General features: G+C 64.8%; 21 protein-coding genes. 6 read left to right on the top strand and 15 right to left on the bottom strand.

Features of this window, described 5'->3' with window-relative positions; translation table 11 throughout:
• Positions 1 to 68: 68 nt before the first annotated feature.
• Positions 69 to 752: a fumarylacetoacetate hydrolase family protein gene (locus C8N44_RS09655; RefSeq protein ID WP_107975987.1), complete on the bottom strand. Its 684-nt coding sequence runs from the start codon at positions 750 to 752 to the stop codon at positions 69 to 71.
• Between the two features lie 364 nt (positions 753 to 1,116).
• Entirely contained in the window at positions 1,117 to 2,229 is a 1,113-nt protein-coding gene (locus C8N44_RS09660) for a Ppx/GppA phosphatase family protein (RefSeq protein ID WP_107975988.1), read from the bottom strand.
• Between the two features lie 348 nt (positions 2,230 to 2,577).
• On the opposite strand from C8N44_RS09660, the gene C8N44_RS09665 reads away from it, so the two are divergent.
• Genes C8N44_RS09665 through C8N44_RS09680 form a run of 4 tightly spaced genes read left to right on the top strand, consistent with a single transcriptional unit; the run spans position 2,578 to position 5,555 of the window.
• Positions 2,578 to 2,874 carry a virulence factor gene (locus tag C8N44_RS09665; RefSeq protein ID WP_107975989.1) on the top strand — a complete coding sequence of 99 codons (297 nt, stop codon included), beginning with the start codon at positions 2,578 to 2,580 and terminating at the stop codon, positions 2,872 to 2,874.
• Positions 2,875 to 2,903: 29 nt separating this feature from the next.
• A complete protein-coding gene (locus C8N44_RS09670) occupies positions 2,904 to 3,836 on the top strand; it encodes a methylenetetrahydrofolate reductase (protein WP_107976042.1) in 933 nt (310 codons plus the stop codon).
• Positions 3,837 to 3,840: 4 nt separating this feature from the next.
• Positions 3,841 to 4,503 (top strand): HAD family hydrolase, encoded by a 663-nt coding sequence (locus C8N44_RS09675; RefSeq protein WP_107975990.1) that lies wholly within the window; start codon positions 3,841 to 3,843, stop codon positions 4,501 to 4,503.
• Positions 4,500 to 5,555 (top strand): methyltetrahydrofolate cobalamin methyltransferase, encoded by a 1,056-nt coding sequence (locus C8N44_RS09680; RefSeq protein ID WP_107975991.1) that lies wholly within the window; start codon positions 4,500 to 4,502, stop codon positions 5,553 to 5,555. The genes C8N44_RS09675 and C8N44_RS09680 overlap by 4 nt, the downstream gene beginning before the upstream one ends.
• 337 nt (positions 5,556 to 5,892) lie before the next feature.
• Here the strand turns inward: C8N44_RS09680 and C8N44_RS23815 are convergent, their stop codons facing one another.
• The 12 genes from C8N44_RS23815 to C8N44_RS09735 all read right to left on the bottom strand — a co-directional run bounded on the left by C8N44_RS23815 (position 5,893) and on the right by C8N44_RS09735 (position 17,709).
• Positions 5,893 to 6,273 (bottom strand): HNH endonuclease, encoded by a 381-nt coding sequence (locus C8N44_RS23815; RefSeq protein WP_244641052.1) that lies wholly within the window; start codon positions 6,271 to 6,273, stop codon positions 5,893 to 5,895.
• A 38-nt stretch (positions 6,274 to 6,311) separates the two neighbouring features.
• A complete protein-coding gene (locus C8N44_RS23820) occupies positions 6,312 to 6,815 on the bottom strand; it encodes a hypothetical protein (protein WP_244641053.1) in 504 nt (167 codons plus the stop codon).
• A gap of 236 nt (positions 6,816 to 7,051) precedes the next feature.
• Positions 7,052 to 7,327 (bottom strand): hypothetical protein, encoded by a 276-nt coding sequence (locus C8N44_RS09690; RefSeq protein ID WP_107975992.1) that lies wholly within the window; start codon positions 7,325 to 7,327, stop codon positions 7,052 to 7,054.
• On the bottom strand, positions 7,324 to 10,116 hold the full coding sequence (locus C8N44_RS09695) for a bifunctional [glutamate--ammonia ligase]-adenylyl-L-tyrosine phosphorylase/[glutamate--ammonia-ligase] adenylyltransferase (RefSeq protein WP_107976043.1): 2,793 nt from the start codon (positions 10,114 to 10,116) through the stop codon (positions 7,324 to 7,326). The genes C8N44_RS09690 and C8N44_RS09695 overlap by 4 nt, the downstream gene beginning before the upstream one ends.
• Before the next feature lie 89 nt (positions 10,117 to 10,205).
• Entirely contained in the window at positions 10,206 to 10,592 is a 387-nt protein-coding gene (locus tag C8N44_RS09700) for a cupin domain-containing protein (protein WP_107975993.1), read from the bottom strand.
• A gap of 56 nt (positions 10,593 to 10,648) precedes the next feature.
• Positions 10,649 to 11,458, bottom strand: coding sequence for an arginyltransferase (locus C8N44_RS09705; protein ID WP_107975994.1), 810 nt, complete (start codon positions 11,456 to 11,458; stop codon positions 10,649 to 10,651).
• 93 nt (positions 11,459 to 11,551) lie between these two features.
• Entirely contained in the window at positions 11,552 to 12,016 is a 465-nt protein-coding gene (locus C8N44_RS09710; RefSeq protein ID WP_244641054.1) for an RDD family protein, read from the bottom strand.
• A gap of 59 nt (positions 12,017 to 12,075) precedes the next feature.
• Complete coding sequence (locus C8N44_RS09715) at positions 12,076 to 12,570, bottom strand: DUF2852 domain-containing protein (protein WP_373282703.1); 495 nt, start codon at positions 12,568 to 12,570, stop codon at positions 12,076 to 12,078.
• Between the two features lie 127 nt (positions 12,571 to 12,697).
• Positions 12,698 to 13,165, bottom strand: coding sequence for a YbaK/EbsC family protein (locus C8N44_RS09720; protein WP_107975997.1), 468 nt, complete (start codon positions 13,163 to 13,165; stop codon positions 12,698 to 12,700).
• Between the two features lie 10 nt (positions 13,166 to 13,175).
• Entirely contained in the window at positions 13,176 to 15,530 is a 2,355-nt protein-coding gene (locus tag C8N44_RS09725; protein ID WP_107975998.1) for a TRAP transporter large permease, read from the bottom strand.
• A 15-nt stretch (positions 15,531 to 15,545) separates the two neighbouring features.
• Entirely contained in the window at positions 15,546 to 16,484 is a 939-nt protein-coding gene (locus C8N44_RS09730; protein ID WP_188758699.1) for a TRAP transporter small permease subunit, read from the bottom strand.
• Between the two features lie 139 nt (positions 16,485 to 16,623).
• A complete protein-coding gene (locus C8N44_RS09735) occupies positions 16,624 to 17,709 on the bottom strand; it encodes a TRAP transporter substrate-binding protein (RefSeq protein WP_107975999.1) in 1,086 nt (361 codons plus the stop codon).
• 233 nt (positions 17,710 to 17,942) lie between these two features.
• Between C8N44_RS09735 and C8N44_RS09740 the strand changes: the two genes are divergently transcribed.
• Together C8N44_RS09740 and C8N44_RS09745 are read left to right on the top strand one after the other, a co-directional pair.
• Complete coding sequence (locus C8N44_RS09740; protein WP_107976000.1) at positions 17,943 to 19,355, top strand: cache domain-containing protein; 1,413 nt, start codon at positions 17,943 to 17,945, stop codon at positions 19,353 to 19,355.
• A complete protein-coding gene (locus C8N44_RS09745; protein WP_107976001.1) occupies positions 19,352 to 19,993 on the top strand; it encodes a response regulator transcription factor in 642 nt (213 codons plus the stop codon). The genes C8N44_RS09740 and C8N44_RS09745 overlap by 4 nt, the downstream gene beginning before the upstream one ends.
• Before the next feature lie 15 nt (positions 19,994 to 20,008).
• Here C8N44_RS09745 and C8N44_RS09750 read toward each other — a convergent pair whose 3' ends face one another.
• On the bottom strand, positions 20,009 to 20,212 hold the full coding sequence (locus C8N44_RS09750) for a hypothetical protein (protein ID WP_107976002.1): 204 nt from the start codon (positions 20,210 to 20,212) through the stop codon (positions 20,009 to 20,011).
• Positions 20,213 to 20,387 lie beyond the last annotated feature (175 nt).

The following is a 20,387-nucleotide window of genomic DNA, read 5'->3' on the forward strand; positions in this document are numbered from 1 at the left end:
ACGGTCTCCTCCCCGCACTGTTTGTCTCCGAAGAAACAAAACCTCAAAGGCAGGAGCCCCGCAAGCCCTCAGCGTGCGGTCAGCGTCAGCTCCACCGGCGCGCAGCCGTCCACGGTGCCGTAAAGCACGTCGCCCGGCACCGTCGGGCCGACGCCCGAGGGCGTGCCCGTCATGATCACGTCACCCGCCTTGAGCGAATAGAGCCCCGAGAGGTGCTGGATCAGCGGGACGACCGACCAGATCATGTCTGAGAGCATGCCCTCCTGCCGCAACTCGCCATTCACGGTGAGAGCGATGCGCTGGTCCGTGACCTCGCCGAAGCGCGACCCGCGGGTGATCGCCCCGATCACCGCCGAGCCCTCCGAATCCTTGCCCATGTCCCAGGGTCGCGCGGTCTTCTTCGCCTCGGCTTGCAGATCGCGGCGGGTCATGTCTAGCCCGACCGCATAGCCCAGAACCGCGTCCATTTCGGAGCCCCGAGACACCGGACCGTCGAGCGCGACGACGAATTCCACCTCGTGGTGGTAGTCGCGCGTGGTCTTCGGGTAGCGCAGCATGGACCCGGACCGGGCCAGGTGATGACAGGACTTGGTGAAGTAGAAGGGCTGCTCGCGGTCCACCTCGCTGCCCATCTCTGTAGCGTGGGCGGCGTAGTTGCGCCCGACACAAAAGATCCGGCCCACCGGGTAGACCTTGTCCTCCCCCACGATCGGAAGCCAGGGCTGGGGTCGCGGATCGAACAGATATTCCATGAATCCTCCGGGATCGGGTCTTTTGTTTCGCTGGGATTTCAAACGGGATGACCGGAAGACGCAAGGGGGCGGGGATGCTGGGCACCTATGCGTGGGGCTCATGGCTCGGGGAACGCTCGCCGCAGCCAACGTCATCCTGCGCCCAGGTCTCCAAAATCGGGCGACGCCGCTCCCCGCCCGGAACAAGGGGCGTCAGCCCCGCCGGGCGAGCGCCGGACCGTCCCCGCGGTCCGGCGCTTTTGAAATCGGGCGCGGCGTTCAACTGTCTTCCGGGTTGGCGAGAATAAAGTGCCCACCCCAGAACTCGCAGCACCAAACTACGGTCCGACGCGCGCCCGGCTCGCCCCGGAACGCTCTGCATTTTCTAAAGCGGCCCGTCCTCGAGCACCCCGTCCGCCGACATCTGGGCATAAAGCAGACCCTCGCGCAGGCCTCGATCGGCGACCGACAGGCGGTCCGTGGGCCAGAGCCGCAGCAGCGCCTGCAGGATTGCGCTGCCCGACATGATGAGCGCGTGCCGGTCCGTTCCGATCCGCGGATCGCGGCGGCGACCCTCGGGGCCAAGCTCAAGGTAGCGCTGGATCACCGCCTCGATCTGATCCGAGGTCATGCGCAGCCCGTCCACCTTGGTCCGGTCATAGCGCTTCAGACCGAGGTGGCTCGCCGCCACGGTCGTGACCGTGCCGCTGGTGCCCACGATCTGGAAGCCCTCGCGCGCCTGTTCGTCCTTGTAGGGCGCGAACTCGGCGAGGTTCTCCTCGAAGAACCAGCTCATCAGCGCATAGCGCGCGGCGTCATCCTCCACGTCGGAAAACTGATCGCGTAGCGTCGCCACACCAAGCGGTACGCTGATCCAGTCCACCACCTTGGCGGTCGGAAAGGGCGTGTCCGGCGGGTGAAAGCCTGCGTGAAGCCGCATGATGGCCCGGGGCCTGTCGCGCATGGGCACACGGCTGAGATCGATCCAGACAAGCTCGGTCGAACCGCCGCCGATGTCGACCACCAGCAACTGCTCAGTCTTGGTCGAAACCAGTGGCGCGCAGGAGATCACCGCAAGCCGCGCCTCCTCCTCGGGCTGGATGATCTCCAGCTTGAGGCCGGTCTCGCGCCGGACATGCCGGATGAAGTCGCGCGCGTTCTGGGCCCTGCGGCAGGCCTCGGTCGCGACAAGGCGCATCCGTGTCACCTTGTGGCGGTTGATTTTCTGGCCACAGACACGGATGGCACTGACCGCGCGCGCCATGGAGGCACGCGACAATCGTCCGTGCCGCTCGAGCCCCTGCCCGAGCTGCACGGATTTCGAGAACGAATCCACCACGTGGAACTGACTGCCCTTGGGCTGGGCAATCAGCATGCGGCAGCTGTTCGTGCCCAGATCCAGCGCGGCATACAGCGCACTGGAATCGGGCGGAGGCGGCGCGGTGCTCTCGACCGGTTTCGGGAAAGCGCCCGCACCTCTGGGACGCTTTGGCGCCATGATCCGAGCGCCTTTTTCCGATATTTCAAGTTGTCTCCACCCTAGGGCAGACCGGAGGTGTCGCGCAAGGGTCACATCCCCGGCGTTAAGCTCCCGAAAGGCGAAGAAAAATCTCTCCCGGCACTTGCCTTTACAGCGGTTCGCGCGCTGCCAATCAGACGACTCGGATGACATGAATTCGGCGCATTATCATCATGGAAATTATGAGCCATGTTTCCGGTTGGCCGCGCCCGCCCCCCGGCCTACCCTGCGCCCTGCCGCAAAGGGGCCGGGACAAGTCGGAATGCGACGCCGCCATCATCACCCGTCCCGATAAAGAGGCCCGAAGGAACGGAGGAATCAGGCATCATGCCCGACGTCACCATCGTCTACTGGCGCGACATCCCGGCCCAGGTCATCGTCGGCAAGGGCCGCCGGGGCCACAAGATGCCCCTGCCCGAACGCTTCGAGCAGGCCATCGACCGGGCCGCCATGAAGGTGGGAGCGTCCGACACCGATGCCTACCTCGCCGAATGGCGCAAGGCCGCGCCCTATTCGGTCGAGGGCGATCCGTCCGAGGTTGCCGCGCAGGAAGCCGCGCGGATCGATGCGGAATTCGATCGCGACCGCCTCAAGGCGCTGATCGACAACGACGGCCGGGCATGACACCACCCCGCGCCCTCTGGGAGAAGATGATGGCTCTGCTCAATTTCCGGAAAACCGGGGCCGCGCGCCCCGCGGGTGCCTCGCTCGAACCCTTCCTCGAGGGATACTCCATCGAGGTCATGCCGCGCACGGCTTCGAAGATCGAGGATTTCCGCGCGCTCCTGCCCGAGGGCACCCGCGTCTACATCGCCCACATCGAGGGCACCCCGATCGAGGAGATGGTCGATACGGCCAAGCGCCTCGCCGACGCGGGCTACCCGGTCATGCCGCACTTCCCCGCGCGCATCATCAAGGACAAGGCGGTGCTCGCCGACTGGATCTCCCGCTACCAGGGCGAAGCCGGGATCGACCAGGCGCTGCTGCTCGCCGGTGGCGTGGCTCGGCCGCACGGCGACTTCCACAGCTCCATGCAGCTGCTCGAAACCGGTCTCTTCGACAAGGCGGGCTTCAAGCGCCTGCACGTGGCTGGCCACCCCGAGGGCAACCGCGACATCGACCCCGACGGCAGCCACGCACAGGTCAACGACGCGCTGACCTGGAAGCAGGATTTCTCGACCCGCACCGATGCCCAAATGGCGCTGGTCACCCAGTTCGCCTTCGACGCCGATCCGATCATCGCCTGGTGCGACCGCCTGCGCGACCAGGGCATCACCCTGCCCGTCCACATCGGCATCGCCGGCCCCGCCAAGCTGCAGACGCTGATCAAGTTTGCCATAGCCTGCGGCGTTGGCCCCTCGGTGAAGGTCCTGCAGAAACGCGCCATGGACGTGAGCAAGCTGCTCATGCCCTACGAGCCGACCGAGGTGCTGGAAAAGCTCGCCGCCCACAAGGCCACCAACCCCGACTTCCAGATCGACCAGGTCCATTTCTTCCCGCTGGGCGGGATCAAGGCCACGGCCGAATGGGCGCGCGACAACGGCGGCGCCTCTGGCCTGCCGGCCGCGGCACGGGCTGTCGGCTGACCTCGTGACACGCGCACTCCTCTTCGACCTGGACGGCACGCTGCTCAAGTCCGATCCGCTGCACATGCAGGTTTTCTCGGACATGTTCGCCGAACGCGGCATGACCCTCACCGAAGAGGACTACGCCCGCCGCATCCACGGACGCCACAACTCCGAGAGCTTCCCCGAGCTCTTCCCCGGCGAGGACCCCGTGGCCCTCGCCGACGAAAAGGAAGCCCGCTTCCGCGACATGCTCTCGGGCGGCTTCCCGCCCATGCCCGGCGCGACCGCACTGCTCGACCGTGCGGCGCGCGAAGGCTGGGGCCTTGCCGTGGTGACCAATGCACCAAGGCTGAACGCGCTCCACATGCTGCGCGCCATCGGTCTCGAACAGCGCTTCGGGGCCCTCGTCATCGGTGACGAATGCGCCCGCGCCAAGCCCGACCCGATGCCCTACCAGCAGGCCATGCAGGCCCTCGGCGTCACGCCGAACCACGCCGTGGCCTTCGAGGACAGCGGCTCGGGCCTGCGCGCGGCGCGCAGCTCCGGCGCCTTCACCGTGGGCGTCCGCTCCGCCGAAGACGATTTCGCCCTGCGCAACAAGGGCGCCCAGATCACCATCGAAGACTTTGAAGACCCGGCACTCGAGAGCATACTCGAGCGCCTGACAGGAGAGGCACAGACATGACCCGCACAGTAGTCGAGTCCAAGACCAAAACCGCCGTCATCGGCTTTGACGAGCCCTTCTGCGTCATCGGCGAGCGCATCAACCCCACGGGCCGCAAGAAGCTCGCCGCCGAGCTCGAGGCCGGCGATTTCTCGACCGTGGAAAAGGACGCGGTGGCGCAGGCCGCCTGCGGGGCCAACGTGCTCGATGTGAACGCGGGCGTGGTCTACAACTCCAACCCCAACCCCAACGAGACCGAGCCGCCGCTCATGCGCAAGATGATCGAGCTGGTGCAGGGGCTGGTGGACACGCCGCTCTGCATCGACAGCTCGGTCCCCGAGGCGCTCGAGGCGGGTCTCGAGGTCGCCAACGGCCGCCCGCTGCTGAACTCGGTCACGGGCGAGGAAGAGCGCATGGAGCTGATCCTGCCGCTGGTCAAGAAATACAACGTGCCGGTGGTGGCGATCTCCAACGACGACACCGGCATCTCCGAGGACCCCGACGTCCGCTTCGCCGTGGCGAAGAAGATCGTCGAGCGCGCCGCCGACTTCGGCATCCCGCCGCATGACATCGTGGTCGATCCGCTGGTCATGCCCATCGGCGCCATGGCCACGGCGGGCAAGCAGGTCTTCACGCTGGTCCGCCGCCTGCGCGACGAGCTGGGCGTGAACACCACCTGCGGCGCCTCCAACGTCAGCTTCGGCCTGCCCAACCGCCACGGCATCAACAACGCCTTCCTGCCCATGGCCATGGGCGCGGGCATGACCTCGGCCATCATGAATCCCTGCGCCCTGCCGGTGCCGGCCTCCAAGATTGCCGAGAAGCGCGCCGCGGTCGAGGCGGCGGGCATCGTGCTGCCCGAGGACATGGACGACGAGGCCTTCTGCCAGCTCTTCGGCCTCGGCAGCACCCGGCCCAAGCCCGGCTCCGAGATGGCCGCCATCCGCGCAGCGAACCTGCTCACCAACAACGACCCCCACGGGGCCGAGTGGATCAGCTTCAACAAGCCGGGCGGCAGTGACGGCGGCCCGACCAGCGGCCGCCGCGGTGGCGGACGCCGCCGCCGGGGCTAACAGACACGGAGGAGGCGCGGGCCAAAGGCCAGCCCGCGCCCCCGCGCCCGACCAGGCTACGGGGGCAACGCAGCACACGCTCCCGAGCGGTTAAAGCCAACCGTTCCATCCCTCTCTCGGCACCCAGCCAGCCAATACAACGGCCGGCATCCCTCACCGCGCCGTGCGCTTCTTCTTGGCTCAAATACTCCGGGGGAGTCCCGAAGGGACGGGGGCAGAGCCCCCTCTGCCCTTCAAGCTTTCTCAACCACGGGTCGATTGGTTGAAAGTCGAGCCGTTGTCGCCGTCAGGCCAATGGGCCGTGCGAATATCGACAAATCGGGTCATCGGCCCGACATTAATCCCAGGGAAGTTGCTCTCCCGGCAAAACGCGACCGAAGACGTTCTCTCGGTGCCAGCGAAGGTTCTCCGGATGCGGCGCATTCCTTGGATCCTCGGGCCCGACAAGCTTGCCCTCAGGGGCCAGCAACCGCCCCACGACCTCACCGGGAACCTTGTTGTGCGACACGAGAATGGTCTCGCAGTCTTCGGCGACTGATATCAAACCACGGTCAAACATCCAGTGCAGCGTCCCCGACAGCGCCAGTCCATTGCGCACGGCATCGCTGCCCTGGCTCTCCACGGGACGGGTATGCGCGGCCTGAACTTCCGGCCGACCGCCACCATTGCGCAACTTCAATCCCGACATCGCGCAACGATAGCCGTAAGCCTCGCGCACCTTCCTGCGAAAGGCGACTTCGCGGTAGGGCTTCCTGATCAGTCGCTCGAGAACCGGGCGCTCGAAGGGCTCCGCCCCTCATCAAGTGCAGCCGGCTCAGGATCATAGCGCGTTGCTTCGATCCGCTCCAATTCCTGCGGCAGCCCAAGATTGACGATGCGGGCGAAATCCACCTCTGGCAGGCGCCTGACGGCCAGCTGCACCGCGCCGCCCCTTTTCGGCGTGCCATCGGGTTCAGTCAAAGCCGCTTCCATAGGCCGACCCCCTAACAGCCTCGGCACCTCACGATCGAATGGCAGGAACGTCCCCGGTGCGATCATCGCAAGGAAGCGTCCGTCGGCGCCAGGCTTCGGAATCACGCGCTCAATCTTCGCAACCGCGAAGTACCCGCGCGGCCCCGCCTTGACCGGCTCGTAGTAGACGACCCAGTCCCCCACGGCTTCTTCAACCGACTTCAGGTAGGAGCGCGGGAAGTCATAGACAACGTCCGGCTCATCCTCGTAGATCGAGTCGGCCTTGTGCAGGAGGACCAGCTTCACCATGCACCCAGGAAAGCCTTAAAAGGCGCAAATGCAAGGAATTCGCAGGCAATCTGCACCCACCGGTCACTAAGCACCATGATGATACAGCGGTGCAGCCCGGAACGGCCCTGATCTCGTATCTCGACACACCGACTGCGGGACATTCCTAACGCCAGGTTAATTCGTGTATCTAACCCATTGATTCCTATAGTGCTCAGAAATGTCCCGGTCCGGGACACCACCCAGGCGTCCCGCACTCATTCCTTCCGACGGCTCTTCCAGCCCCCCCGCCTCCGGGGCCCGGTGAGCTTCACCTGCCCCTCGAGAAGGACCGCCGTCATGGGATGATCCTCGGCCGGGCCGTGGCGTTCCAGCAGGATCCGAAGCGCCTCGCCCTGGTCCAACTCCTCGGGCAGCGACAGCGCCCAGTCGAGGAAGATGCTGCGGCATTCCGGGGCGCCCACGCCCTCGATCCGGTAGGCCTCGGCGATCAGCCCCTTCGGGTCCGCCGTGTCCTTAGGATTCCCCTTCATGCCTCCTCCTTCGCCGCGGGTAGCGCGGCATCGATGATTTCCGCAGCCTCGCCCGCGGCCGCCTCCAGCCGCGCCCGAAGATCCGCCATGTCGCGGCTGCCGGTCAGCCGGGTAAGGAAGGCGCAGCCCCCCGATCCGAGCTGCATGGGATCGAGCCGCCCGTCGGTCACCAGCCGCGCCCCGATCTGCAGCGCCCAGGCAAGGTCATGTGCCCGGGTCAACGCCTCGACCCCGTCCTCCGACACCAGCCCCGCCTCGCAGGCCACCTCCAGCGCCGGCCGCGTGCCCGTCACCGCCCGGCCCGCGATCAGCGTGCAGGCCTGAGCAAAAAGCTCGATGTCCTGCATCCGCCCGCGCCCCAGCTTGGGATCCCAGGGGTCGCCCTGCCCCTTGGCCGCGGCGATCCGGGCGCGCATCTTAGCCAGATCGCCCAGCACGTCCAAGCTGTCACGCGGCACCGCCAGCGTCCCGTCCCGAAAATCGGCCACGTCCTTCGCCAGCGCCTCAGGCCCCACAATGATCCGTGCCCGGGTCAGCGCCATCCGCTCCCAGGTCCAGGCCTCGCGGTCGTGGTAGTTCCGGAAGGCCTCCCAGGATGCCGCCACCGGCCCCTGGTTGCCGGAGGGTCGAAGCCGCATGTCGACCTCGTAGAGCTTCCCCTCCGCCATCGGCGCCGTCATCGCGGTGACCAGCGCCTGCGTGAGGCGGGCATAGTAGAGCCGCACCGGCAGCGGTTTCCGCCCCTCCGACTGCTCCGCCCCATCGGGGTCGTAGATCACAATCAGATCGAGGTCGGAGCGCGCGTGCAACCGGCCAGCCCCGAGGCTCCCCATGCCCATCACAACGGCCCCGCGTCCCGGCGCAGGCCCGTGCTTGCGGGCGAACTCGGTCTGAACCCGCGGCCAGAGCCCGGCGACGCAGGCAGAGGCAAGATCGGCATAGGCCTGGCCTGCCTCTCCGGGGCTCATCATGCCCCGCAACAGATGCACCCCTATCCTGAAGTGCCACTCCCGGGCCCAACGGCGCGCCTGGTCCAGTTCCCGCTCGTAGTCCCCGGCCTCACGTTCAAGACGCTCGCAGAGGCCCCGCTCCAGGGCCTCTCGTCCTGGCCAGGGCCCGAAGAATTCGCCCGCGATCACCGCGTCGAACACGTCCGAATTGCGCGACAAGTACCGTGCGAGATCGGGTGAGACTGAAACGATGTCGACCAGCAGGTCGATCAGATGCGGGTTTGCCTCGAACAGGGAAAAGAGTTGTACACCTGCCGGAAGCCCCTGAAGGAAACCGTCGAAGGCCACGAGCGCCTCTTCCGGCTTGGCCGCTTCTCCGAGACGGCGGAGGATTTCGGGCCGGAGGCGGCGAAAGATCTGGGTGGCCCGCTGGGACCGCAGGGCCGGATAGCTCGGCCAGCGCCCCGGCAGCTCGCTGTTCTCGAGCGGATCGGGCAGGTCCGGCTCTTCACAGCCCTCGTCATCAGGGGCGAAGAAGCCTTCGATCAACTGATGCACGGCCTCGAGGCGCTCGACGAGATCGCGCTCCAGCTCGGCCCTGTCCCGTCCCATGAGCGCCGCAAGACGATCAAAGCCCTCGTCACTCGACGGCAGGTCATGGGTCTGGGAGTCGTGGATCATCTGCACGCGGTGCTCGACCTCGCGAAAGGCGCGGTAGTTGTCCGAAAGCGTGTCGGCCACGTCCTGCGGGATCCAACCCTTGCGTGACAGCACCTGAAGCCCCTCGACGGTGCCACGCACCCGAAGGTCCGGATCACGACCGCCGGCGATCACCTGACGGGTCTGGGTGAAAAACTCTATCTCGCGGATCCCGCCGCGCCCCAGCTTCACATTGTGACCGGGCAGCGTGATCGGTCCGTGAAGGCCGCGGTGTTCTCGAATGCGCAGCCGCATATCGTGGGCATCCTGGACCGCGGCAAAATCGAGGTGCTTGCGCCAGACGAAGGGCCGCAGCGTTTGAAGGAAGCGCTCGCCGGCCTCGATATCGCCCGCACAGGGGCGCGCCTTGATGTAGGCGGCGCGCTCCCAGGCGCGGCCGAGGCTTTCGTAGTAGCGCTCTGCCGCTTCCATGGACATGCAGACGGGCGTCACCGCAGGGTCGGGCCGCAGCCGCAGGTCGGTGCGGAAGACGTATCCCTCACCGGTCTGATCGTTGAGGGTTGCCGCCATGCGACGGGTCGCACGGATGAATGCGGCGCGTGCCTCTTGGTAATCAGCGGGATCGATGCGATCCTCGTCGAAGAGGCAGATGAGGTCGATGTCGGAGGAATAGTTGAGCTCGCCCGCGCCCATCTTGCCCATAGCAAGCACCGTCATGCCCGCCCCGGTCGGAACGTCGCCCTCACTGGCACCGGGCAGCTTGCCGCGCGTGATCTCGCGACGGATGGCGTGTTCGAGCGCCTTCTGCACCGCCAGGTCCGCGAAGCGGGTGAGCCGCCCGGTCACCTCCTCCAGCGGCCAGACGCCCGCAAGATCCGCCAGACCCGTCAACAGGGCGACCCGACGCTTTGCCTGGCGCAGCGGGACGGAAGGATCCTCGGTCAGATCGCGCAGCTCGTCCAGAAGCGCATCGAAGGCGGCTTCCGGGTCATCAAGCGCCCCATGGAGCCACCCCGCCTCTTTCTCGATCAGTGTCTTGAGGTAGGGGCTCGAACCGCCCGCGCCCTCGATCAGCCCGGCGATTGCATCGTCGGTGTCAGGGATGGCCCCACGGCTTTCGGCGCCTCGGTCAGGCTCAAACGGGCGTGGCGATCTCGTAATGCGGCTGGCAAAGGTCATGGCCTGCAACATGCTCGAAAGGCGGAAGAAATGCCAATGCCTTTCGACAGCGAAAGCCCGGCGCGCGGCCGGGCTTTCTATCGGTCATCTCAGTCCTCGTCGGGATCTGCTTCCTGATCGGCCTTGGTGTCGTGTTCCTTGCCGGGTTTGTGTTCCGGCGGGGAATAGGTCGTGTAGAGCTTCAGAGGACCCGAGCCCGTGTTGACGAAATTGTGGTACTTGCCGGATGGGACAATCGCCACGTCGCCGGCTCCACATTCCTTCTCGTCCTCGCCCAGCGTCGCTGTGCAGGTGCCTTCCACAAAATAGAGAAGCTGGTCATGGCCCTCGTGGACCTCGCCCCCGATCTCGCCACCTTCGGGGATGGTCATCAGGACGAGCTGCGTGTTGTCGCCGGTCCAGATCACCTCGCGGAACTGGTCGTTCTCCTTCGCGAGCTTCTCGATCGGCATAATGAGCTTGTCGCGTTCAGCCATGTTTTTCTCCTTGCGTCGGTTGCAGGGAGAACGCCCGCAGGTCGTGCGGGTTCCTGTCAGGCGCGACTGTCGGGAAGCGAGATGTTCGCGACCTGTTCGGCAATCGGATCGGTCGAGAGCGGGTGCGTGTCGGCCTTGTAGTCCTCCGGTGCGCCCATGCGCTCCCAGCGGCCCCTGCGGTAGACCTCGAGCGCGGAGAACTGGGCCTTGTAGCCCATCTTGTCGCTGCCCGGCACCCAGTAGCCGAGGTAGACGTATGGCATCCCCATCTCGCGCGCGATCTTGATGTGGTCGAGGATCATCCAGGTTCCGAGGCTCGATTTCTGAAGCTCCGGATCGTAGAAGGAATAGACCATCGACAGCCCGTCATCGAGCATGTCCGTCAGACAGACAGCGATCAGGTTGTCGTCCTGATCCGTGTATTCGATCACCCGGGACCGGATCGGCGTTTCCTCGATCATGGCCGCGAACTCGAAGACGTCCATGTCCGCCATCCCGCCATCAGCGTGGCGTGCATCCAGGTAGCGGCGGAACAGCTCATATTGCTCTTCCGTCGCCCAGGGGCTGGAGGCGCGGCGCCGAAGGTAACCGTTGCGCTTCGTCGCGCGGCGCTGCGATTTCGAGGGCTCGAAACGCGCGACATCAATGCGCGCCGAAAGACAGGCCGCGCAGTCCGAGCAGCTAGGGCGGTAAAGCACGTTCTGCGACCGGCGGAAGCCCTGTTTCGACAGACCGTCGTTGAGTTTCTGGGCCTGATCACCTTGGAGCGCCGTGAACAGTTTCCGCTCCATCCGACCGGGAAGGTACGGACAGGGCTGAGGCGCGGTCACGTAGAACTGCGGCGCAAGAGGAAGCGAGTGACGCATTGGGTACTACCGTTGCGGGGAAATCTTAGTAAAACGGTAACAACGAAAAGGGAGGCCGCCAAGCCCCCCAAATAAAGCGAGGTTAAGAGCAGCTCAGGCCCGCCGGTTCAACATGACGGTGCCCAGAACCAGGTCTGTCAGTCCCTGCCCGCGTTCGCTGAGCATCATCAAAACGACCGAGACGAGCTGGACCGGAAACATCGAGACCGAGACGGTGTAGCCAAGCGTGTGCAGCAACGCCTGCCCCGGGTCGAGCCGGTTGCCGAAGCCGTCGCGCAGCTCGATCGACATGAGCCGCATGCCCAGCGTCGCGGATTTGCCCGAGATCGTCGCCCAGCGATAGACGAAGCCGACCGCGATCCAGATCATTGGAATGAAGAACAGCCCCACGATTGTGATCAGCGCGATGGGCAGCGTGATGACCGCGATCAGCACGATGTCGAAGACCCAGGCCATGGCACGCTTGACCGTGACGTCGGCGTAGAACTCCGGCTGCATCGCAGGATCCGGAAGATGGCTGAAAGTGTCGGAGTACATGGCCCCTGGTTCCGGTTGCATATCGGTTTCCATATCATAGCGGATGGCCCCTCGCGGGGCCATGCTGCATTCGGTTCGTCTCAGGCGCTCTGCTGGGTCTCGTCAGCCATTTCGCGGGCCTTGCGGGCGCGTTCGTCCATAAACTGGTCGAATTCGGCCTTGTCCTTGGCTTCGCGCAGCCGTTCGAGGAAGGATTCGAAGGCTTCCTGTTCGTCCTGCAGACGGCGCAGGGTTTCTTCCTTGTAGGCGTCGAAGGCGGCGTTGCCGGTGCGGCGCATCGCGCCGGCGGCGTAGCGCATGTGGTGCTCGCGGCGGCGGCCGCAGGATTTGCTGAACATCCGTTTGCTCCAGATCATGTAGGCGAGGATCGCAAGGCCGACAGGCCAGAAGAAAATGAAGCCGAGAACCATGAGGGCGATCCAAGCGCCCTTGCCCTTGTTGTCGAGCCAGGCTTCGGCCCGTGACAGCCAGCCAGCGGTGGCGGGAAGGCTGTTCGGGTTTGCGGCGGTGGTCATGGGTGTCTCCGTTCCTCTATCGGTTATGTGAATGCCTTTCACATCACGAGAGATGCGCATTGCCCTGCCCCCCTTCAAGGGTGATGTGAAGGTTTTTTACATTTTTCGAGAGATACGAACATCTGAGGCCCGGGCGCCTGCGATCGGCGTTCAGGCCATGTCATCGCCCGGCGCGGCAGCAGCGCTCTCAGCCGGTGAACTCGGCAGGCCTAGCCTGCGTCAGATCCTGCAGCCTGTTCGGGTCGATGGGAAAAACATGACGCGGCGTGCCGGCCGCGGCCCAGACCGTTTCGAAGTCCAGCAGCCGGGTGTCGAGCCAAGCGCGGATCGGATTGAGATGCCCCACAGGCGCCACGCCCCCTATGGCAAATCCGGTCTGCGCCCGGATCAGCGCAGCGTCGGCCTTGCCAAGCGGTTCGCCGACAAGCTCGGAGGCGCGTGCGTCGTCGACGCGGTTGCCGCCAGCGGTCAGGAACAGCACCGCTTCCCCGGTTTTCTCGGCGCGATAGATGATCGACTTGGTGATCTGGTCCAGCTCGCAACCGACACTGTCGGCGGCCTCTTGCGCGGTTCTTGCCTGACCGACCTCGCGGATATCCACCGCGAGACCGGCCTCCTCGAGCGCGCGGCGCACCCGCGCGAGGCTCTTGCTCATGTCGTCCCCGTCAGTTCGGCATCAAATCGGGAACGATGGTGACGATGCCGGGGAAGAAGAACAAGAGCGCCAGCCCCGCCACCTGGATCAGCACGAAAGGCAGGACGCCGCGGTAGATGTGGCCCGTGGTGACCTCTTTCGGTGCCACGCCGCGCAGATAAAAGAGCGCAAATCCGAAGGGCGGCGTCAGGAACGAGGTCTGCAGGTTCACCGCGATCATGATGGTCACCCACTTCGGATCGAAGGTCCCGCCGTAGATCACCGGGCCGACGATGGGCACCACGATGTAGATGATCTCGAGGAAATCGAGCACGAAACCCAGCACGAAGAGCACCAGCATGACGATGAGGAAGACCTTCACCTCGTTGTCGAAGCTGCGCAGGAACTGCTGGATGTAGTGTTCGCCCCCGAACGAGATCACCACGAGGTTCAGCAGCTGCGAGGCGATCAGGATGGTGAAGACCATGCTGGTGACCTTCGCCGTCTCGCGCACGGCCGGCGTCAGCACACCCGCAGTGTAAAGCACCCAGCACGAGAACAGCAGTCCAAAGAGCGCGTAGAGATAGAAGATCTGCGCCGCGACGAAGGCGATCCAGCTTTCGACACCAGCGGACTCGGTGTTGATGCGGAGGTCGAAGTTGATGCCGACCAGGATCAGCAGGATGACCGCAAAGGTCGACCACAGGATGATCCGCGGGCTGCGATCCTGTTCGCCGAGCTTGCGATAGGCGGCCAGCATGATCGCCCCCGCCGCCCCGAGCGCCGCAGCAGGCGTCGGGTTCGTGATCCCGCCAAGGATCGAGCCCAGCACCGCAACGATGAGGACGAGGGGCGGAAATACGACGCGGACAAGGTCGTTGGTGGCAAGCCTCTGGGCCGCGTGACGACAGCCGTAGAGCGCGACCAGCCAAGGCACGATCATGAGCAGCACCGTCGCGCCCGCAGACATGTCGGCCGGGATCAGGAAGGCGTCGATCAGCAGCCCGAGCCCGAGGCCAGCCGCCCCGATCCAGATCGGCCTCGGATCTTCGGAGGGTGCGATCCCCCTTCCGAGCGACAGCGTCAGACCCAGCAGGATCGTGATCAGCGCGATCCCGGTTCCGATCGGCGGCGCGTTCTCGATATAGGCGGCGCGGATCTGCTCAATCTCCTCCGGGGAGCGGCGCAGGCTTTCGGTCTGGCCGCCACCTTCATCGATGGCCTGCTGTTCGGCCACGGCACGGTCCCAGGCCGATTGGCCGTGCAGTTCGATCATCGCATCGCGGCATTGCTCAGAGACATTGGTGCGCAGGCTCGCGCCCTCCCCGGCTTCGGAAAAGGTCGAGACGACGATGGACTGACTGCCGACGAGGCCCACCTGAGCGGCCAGTATTGTGCCTGCGATCAGCGCCACCGGAACGCCGAGGTACCAGGTGAAAGCCTCGTTGCGCGTGACCGGTTCGGAGCCGCTTTCACCCAGTTCCACGGCCGGGGCCTTGGAGGGGTTCAGGACAGCGAAACCGAAGGCGTAGACAGCATAGAGAACGGCAAGCAGGATGCCCGGCAGCAGCGCCGCCTGGAAGAGTGTGCCCACGGAAAGAACCGCAGGTTCGCCAAGATAGGTCAGCGCGTCCGTGCAGCCGAGGCTGTTGGCCCGGTTTTCCTGAGCGGCCGCATAGATATCGCCCGCCAGCGTGCCCAGAAGGACGATCACGATGGAGGGCGGGATGATCTGCCCCAGCGTGCCCGAGGCGGCGATGACGCCGGTGGCAAGCTCGGGCGAGTAGTTGTTGCGCAGCATGGTGGGCAGCGCGAGCAAGCCCATCGTGACCACGGTCGCCCCGACGATGCCGGTGGAGGCCGCAAGGAACGCCCCCACGACGACGATGGAGACGGCAAGCCCGCCCGGCAGCGGACCGAAAACGCGCGCCATGGTGGTCAGCAGGTCGTTGGCGATCTTTGAGCGTTCCAGCACGATGCCCATCAGCACGAACATCAGCACGGCAAGCAGCGTCTCGATGCTCTGTCCCGCGATGACACGTTCGTTGATGCGGTTCACGATGAACGAGAGGTTGCGGTCGAGCGCCACTTCCCAGCCGCGTTCGAACACCGGCATCGCGAAGCGGGGCAGCTCCGGGTAGCGGAAGATCGAGATCGTATCGGCCGGCACACCGCTGGCCACGAGAGCGTTGTAAGCCTCGGACCCGGTGTCGATGCCCTGGTGGATCAGCAGCCCTGCGCTGTCGAGCACAGCGATGATGCCAAAGGAAATCACCCCCGCGCCGCCGATGGCGAAGGCCACCGGAAAGCCCGAAAGAATGGCGGAAAAGAGCGTGAGAAAGACGATGATCAGGCCGATCTCGACACCGTCCAGTCCGAAGAGCATGGTATTGTCCCTGCCTTAAAGTTCCGCGTGCTCGTAGGGTTCTTCGCCCTTTTCGAGAACGTCGTAGTCGAGATATTTGCCTTCGCTTTCCGGGCCTTCCCGCCATTCAAGATAGGAGCGCCAAAAGAAGGTGATCCCCTGCAGGAAGATCATTCCGCACATCAGCACGATCAGGACCTTGAAGAGGAAGTAGGCGGTAAAGCCGTTGGGGCTGAAGCCGATGGTCTCGACGTTCCAGCGCAACGCCCGTGCCTTCATGAGCAGCCTGTCGAGATCCTCGGAGGCGGAGGGGTTGGGCACGATCAGGTGACGCCAGAGGAAGAACCACGAGTAGAGCCAGATCAACGTCGCCATGGGCAGCACGAAGAAGAGCGAGCCGAACATGTCGATGACCTTCTTGGTGCCGAACTTGACCGGGGAATAGATAAGGTCGACCCGTACGTGTCCGCCCTGAACGAAGGTGTAGGCAAGGCAGAACACGACGACCATGGCATTGTAGAGCTTCAGCTCTTCCGACCACCAGCTGACGTCCAGGCTCACCCCGACGCCCAGCCCAAAGCTCAGGTCGGGACGCGCGAAGACGCGCTGTGTCAGCACGATCAGGACCTGCTGGATGACCATGATCAGGCCGGCCCAGGCAAAGAAGCGGCCCACCGAATTGGAAAAGGCCTCGAGCCCCCGGACGAGCGCCCAGAGAAAACCGGTGCGCCAGATCCCGACACCCGTCAGGACAAGGAAGGTGGTGAAGACCACGAAGAAGAATTCGGTCGAGGCGCCGTAGTAGACGAACCGCATGATCGCCTCCTTGTCGCTCCAGTCGAGCCAGAGCGCCGGATGCGTCACCGCATAAGCGAGATTCCAGAAGGATATCAGGATGTTCTGGACAAGCGCCAGGAGGCCGCTTCCCAGCGCCTCGAGCACCATCGCGAGACCGGATGTACCGTTATCGTCCATCGCCCCGATCTTTCCCTGTTATGGTTCGTTGGCATGGTCCGCGCACGCCCCAGCCTTCTTCGGGACCGGGGGCGCGGCGAACCATCGAAGGCCCCGGCCAATCTGCGCCGGAGCCTTCTGACTTGTCGCTACGTCCGGATCAGAGACCCATCACGCGGTTACGCTGCGCCGAGAATGCGCCCTCGGACTTGGCGATCCAGGTCGCCGAGGACCGCAGGCTCTCCATGTAGCTGTCGTAACAGGTCTTGTAGAGTTCATCGCCCATGGGCTCGTCCACCACTTCCCGTGCGGCGGCGCCAAAGGCATCCCAGACGGCATCGGGGAATTCCATCACCTTGACGCCGCTGGACTGCAGACGCTGCAGGGCCGCCGAATTGTTGGCCATGAAGAGCGACATGGTCCAGAGGTTCGAGGCGCGGGTGACCTGCTCCACGATCTTCTGCTGCGTCGGCGTGAGGCTGTCGTAGACCTCGAGGTTCATGGTCAGGTTCAGGTTCGGCCCGGGCTCGTGGAAGCCGGCGGTGTAGTAGGTCTTAGTGATCTCCTGGAAGCCCGCCTTTTCGTCCGCCCACGGGCCGATCCATTCGGTGCCGTCAATCGCACCGGAGGATAGCGCCTGGTACACCTCGCCGCCGGGCAAGTTCTGCACCGATGCGCCGAGCTTGCCGAGCACCTGGCCGCCCTGCCCCGGCATGCGGAACTTGAGGCCCTGGAAGTCCTCGGGGCTGTTCATCTCCTTGGCGAACCAGCCGCCCGACTGCGGACCGGTATTGCCCGCCGGGAAGGGTTTGAGCCCGAAGATGGAGTAGAGCTCGTTGCCGAGATCCATGCCGCCGTCATGATACCACCAGTTGGCGTATTCCATGAAGTTCATGCCGAATGGGATCTGGCTGAAGAAGCTGATCGCCGGGTGCTGACCGAGGAAGTAGTAGTCCACGCCGTGGTACATGTCTGCCTGCCCGGCGGAGACCGCGTCGAAGACTTCGAAAGCGCCCACAAGCTCGCCCGCGGCCTTGAGGTCGATGGTCAGCTGGCCGTCGGTGGCTGCGGTGATCTGATCCGCGCAGTACTGGGCCGAGTCATGCACGCCGGCAAGGCCACGCGACCAGGTCGTGACCAGTGTCAGCGTGCGTTTGCCCTGGGCATAGACCGGGGCAGCAAGCGTCGACGCGGCAGCCGTGGCGCCACCCACGGTGGACGCCCGAAGAAAGGAACGACGATCCATTATAATCCTCCCATAGATATTCTGCGCGTCACGTCTCCTCACGCGCCGCGCGGATCGCTTGAGTTTTTGCAGCTTATTTCACGATCACGTGGGCTTGGAATACCCACTCATACGGAGATCCTGCGGAATTCCCGCGCGGTGCCGTAGCGACACCTTCCGCCGGCGCGCGGCAAGACGCAGCGAACGCCGCGTTTTGCCTTCCCAAACGGGGTGATCGGGTCCTAAATCACCGGATGCGCGGCACCCGTCATCCCCGGCTCAGCTATGGCCACAAGCTCTACATGCTTGCGGCCATCCCGCTGATCCTGTCGGCGGCGGCCATCGCGCTTGTGGTCGCTCACCAATCGCGGATGCTGGCCGAACGCGAGATCCGTGGGCTGGAGGAACAGCTGATCGCCGCCAAGAAGCAGGAGCTGCGCAACTACGTGACGCAGGCCCGCAACGGGTTCTATTTCATCTACGGTGGCGCCGCGCCCGACGACGCCGAGGCCAAACGGCGCGTGGTGCAGATCCTCGCGGCCATGATCTACGGAGAGGACGGGTCCTTCTTTGTCTATACCTATGATGGCATGAACCTCGTCTCACCGCGCCGGACAGAGCTCATCGGCCAGAACCTTTCCGGCATGCGGGACAGCACCGGAACGCCGGTCACCGACCGCCTGATCGAAATCGCGCGACAGGGATCGGGTTATCATTCCTACCTCTGGCCCAAACCATCGACCGGCGAGGAAGCCGAGATGATCACTTTCGTCATGGGCTTTCAGGACTGGCAATGGGCCGTGGGCACCGGGGTCTGGATAGACGACGTGCTTGCCACGGTAGCCGCAGCACGCGCCGAGGTCGAGGCGCGGATACAGCGGACCTTTCTCTATATCGGGGCGATCACCCTGACGGCGCTTCTGATGGTCTATGCCTCGGGTCTTGTGCTCAACATCCGCGAAAGGCGGCTCGCGGATGCCAAGCTGCGCGAGCTCACGCAGCGGGTCTTCGAGGCGCAGGAAACCGAGCGCGGCCGGGTGGCCCGGGAACTGCACGACAGCATCAGCCAGATCCTTGTGGGCGTGAAGTACGCGCTCGACATGGCCGGACGCCGTGTCACACAGGGGGACCCGCGTGCGTCCGAGGCGCTCGACAAGGGTGTTTCGCATCTCTCGACGGCGATCAACGAGGTGCGCCGGATCAGCCGTGACTTGAGGCCCGGGGTGCTTGACGACCTCGGCCTCGGGCCCGCCATCAAGGCGCTTGCCGACGATTTCCGGGTCCGCACCGGGATCGAGACCGAATTCCAGACCGTCGTCTTTCGCAATCGGCTCGATCAGCCGGCCCGCATCGCGCTTTACCGCATCGCGCAGGAGGCGCTCACCAACATCGAGCGGCATTCCGGTGCCGACCACGTCAGGATCGATCTGCGCGGTCACAGGGCCGGCGCAACCCTGAAGGTCGACGACAATGGTCATGGTCTGGGCGAACGTGGCTCAGGTCACGGCATCGGCCTGCGCAACATGCAGGAGCGGATGGATCAGCTTGGCGGGACGCTCCGAATCTTGTCGTCGCGCAGTGGCACCACTATCGAGGCGCAGATCCCGCTCAGCCATATGCTCCCGCCCGAGCAGGGCAATCTCAGCGAAGAAAGGGCTCAGGCATGACCCCTCCCACACGCGTCGTCGTTGTCGACGATCACCCTATGGTTGCCGAGGGCATCGAGGCGATCCTGGAGAGTTACGACGACATCACCGTCGTGGCGACGCTGTCGGACGGCCGCATAATTATCGACCGGCTGGACGAACTGACCCCCGACGTCATCCTGATGGACCTCAACATGCCGGGGCTGGGCGGGCTTTCGGCGACCGAGATGATCCTCGAGCGGCGTCCCGAGACGCGTATCCTGGTGCTGTCGATGCACGACAGTCCAGAATATGTCTCCACCGCGCTTTCGCACGGCGCGCGTGGCTACGTGCTCAAGGACGTGCCGACCGAGGAGATCAAGAAGGCGATCGATGCCGTCATGGCGGGAGAGCGCTACCTCTGCACGGGCGCAAAAGGCGCGCTTGCCCCGCAATCCTCGGGGCGCGAGCAGTTGACCAACCGCGAGCAGATGGTGCTTCTCCAGCTGGCGCTGGGTAAGTCCAACAAGGAAGTGGCGATCGCGCTGGATATCTCGGTGCGTACGGTCGAGACGCACCGCAAGAACCTCAAACGCAAGCTGGGTATTTCAAGCACCGCCGGCCTGACCCGCTACGCGATGGAACACGGCGTGTTGCAGGGAACGGGCGTCAGCGTCTGACTGTCCCTGAAAGGCTCAGAGCTCGATCCCCGGGACATCACGCGCCGCATCTTTATCGTGGTAAGAGGCGGGCATCACGCTTTCAACATGCGACGCCGCCGCGCTCTTGTCGCGGTCATGGCCCGGCAGGTGACCGATCAGCATCGCCGCGCCGATCAGCCCGGCCAGCAGAAGCGCCTTGCATAGATTGAAATCGCGGTGAAACGTGCTGCGGGACATGGGTGCCTCCATCTTCGACGGCGTGTGGGCTGCCTCACCATGCTGTCATCCCGCGATCCGGACAAATCACGTTGGCGCGCTTTCTGTTGCAAAGCGCCCCCCTTGATCATGTCCCTCCTCGCCTCACCTTCCCTACTGCAGCACCGAGCGGCGCCCACGCGTGAAATTTTCGTAA

It is taken from the genome of Allosediminivita pacifica (assembly GCF_003054175.1).
In the GTDB taxonomy this organism is placed as follows: Bacteria; Pseudomonadota; Alphaproteobacteria; order Rhodobacterales; family Rhodobacteraceae; genus Allosediminivita; species Allosediminivita pacifica.

Coding starts and splice junctions, on each gene's coding strand:
- C8N44_RS09655 (WP_107975987.1), bottom strand. CDS start 752: ATGGAATATCTGTTCGATCCGCGACCCCAGCCCTGGCTTCCGATCGTG.
- C8N44_RS09660 (WP_107975988.1), bottom strand. CDS start 2,229: ATGGCGCCAAAGCGTCCCAGAGGTGCGGGCGCTTTCCCGAAACCGGTC.
- C8N44_RS09665 (WP_107975989.1), top strand. CDS start 2,578: ATGCCCGACGTCACCATCGTCTACTGGCGCGACATCCCGGCCCAGGTC.
- C8N44_RS09670 (WP_107976042.1), top strand. CDS start 2,904: ATGGCTCTGCTCAATTTCCGGAAAACCGGGGCCGCGCGCCCCGCGGGT.
- C8N44_RS09680 (WP_107975991.1), top strand. CDS start 4,500: ATGACCCGCACAGTAGTCGAGTCCAAGACCAAAACCGCCGTCATCGGC.
- C8N44_RS23820 (WP_244641053.1), bottom strand. CDS start 6,815: ATGGTGAAGCTGGTCCTCCTGCACAAGGCCGACTCGATCTACGAGGAT.
- C8N44_RS09690 (WP_107975992.1), bottom strand. CDS start 7,327: ATGAAGGGGAATCCTAAGGACACGGCGGACCCGAAGGGGCTGATCGCC.
- C8N44_RS09695 (WP_107976043.1), bottom strand. CDS start 10,116: ATGACCTTTGCCAGCCGCATTACGAGATCGCCACGCCCGTTTGAGCCT.
- C8N44_RS09700 (WP_107975993.1), bottom strand. CDS start 10,592: ATGGCTGAACGCGACAAGCTCATTATGCCGATCGAGAAGCTCGCGAAG.
- C8N44_RS09705 (WP_107975994.1), bottom strand. CDS start 11,458: ATGCGTCACTCGCTTCCTCTTGCGCCGCAGTTCTACGTGACCGCGCCT.
- C8N44_RS09710 (WP_244641054.1), bottom strand. CDS start 12,016: ATGCAACCGGAACCAGGGGCCATGTACTCCGACACTTTCAGCCATCTT.
- C8N44_RS09715 (WP_373282703.1), bottom strand. CDS start 12,570: ATGCGCATCTCTCGTGATGTGAAAGGCATTCACATAACCGATAGAGGA.
- C8N44_RS09720 (WP_107975997.1), bottom strand. CDS start 13,165: ATGAGCAAGAGCCTCGCGCGGGTGCGCCGCGCGCTCGAGGAGGCCGGT.
- C8N44_RS09725 (WP_107975998.1), bottom strand. CDS start 15,530: ATGCTCTTCGGACTGGACGGTGTCGAGATCGGCCTGATCATCGTCTTT.
- C8N44_RS09730 (WP_188758699.1), bottom strand. CDS start 16,484: ATGGACGATAACGGTACATCCGGTCTCGCGATGGTGCTCGAGGCGCTG.
- C8N44_RS09735 (WP_107975999.1), bottom strand. CDS start 17,709: ATGGATCGTCGTTCCTTTCTTCGGGCGTCCACCGTGGGTGGCGCCACG.
- C8N44_RS09740 (WP_107976000.1), top strand. CDS start 17,943: ATGCGCGGCACCCGTCATCCCCGGCTCAGCTATGGCCACAAGCTCTAC.
- C8N44_RS09745 (WP_107976001.1), top strand. CDS start 19,352: ATGACCCCTCCCACACGCGTCGTCGTTGTCGACGATCACCCTATGGTT.
- C8N44_RS09750 (WP_107976002.1), bottom strand. CDS start 20,212: ATGTCCCGCAGCACGTTTCACCGCGATTTCAATCTATGCAAGGCGCTT.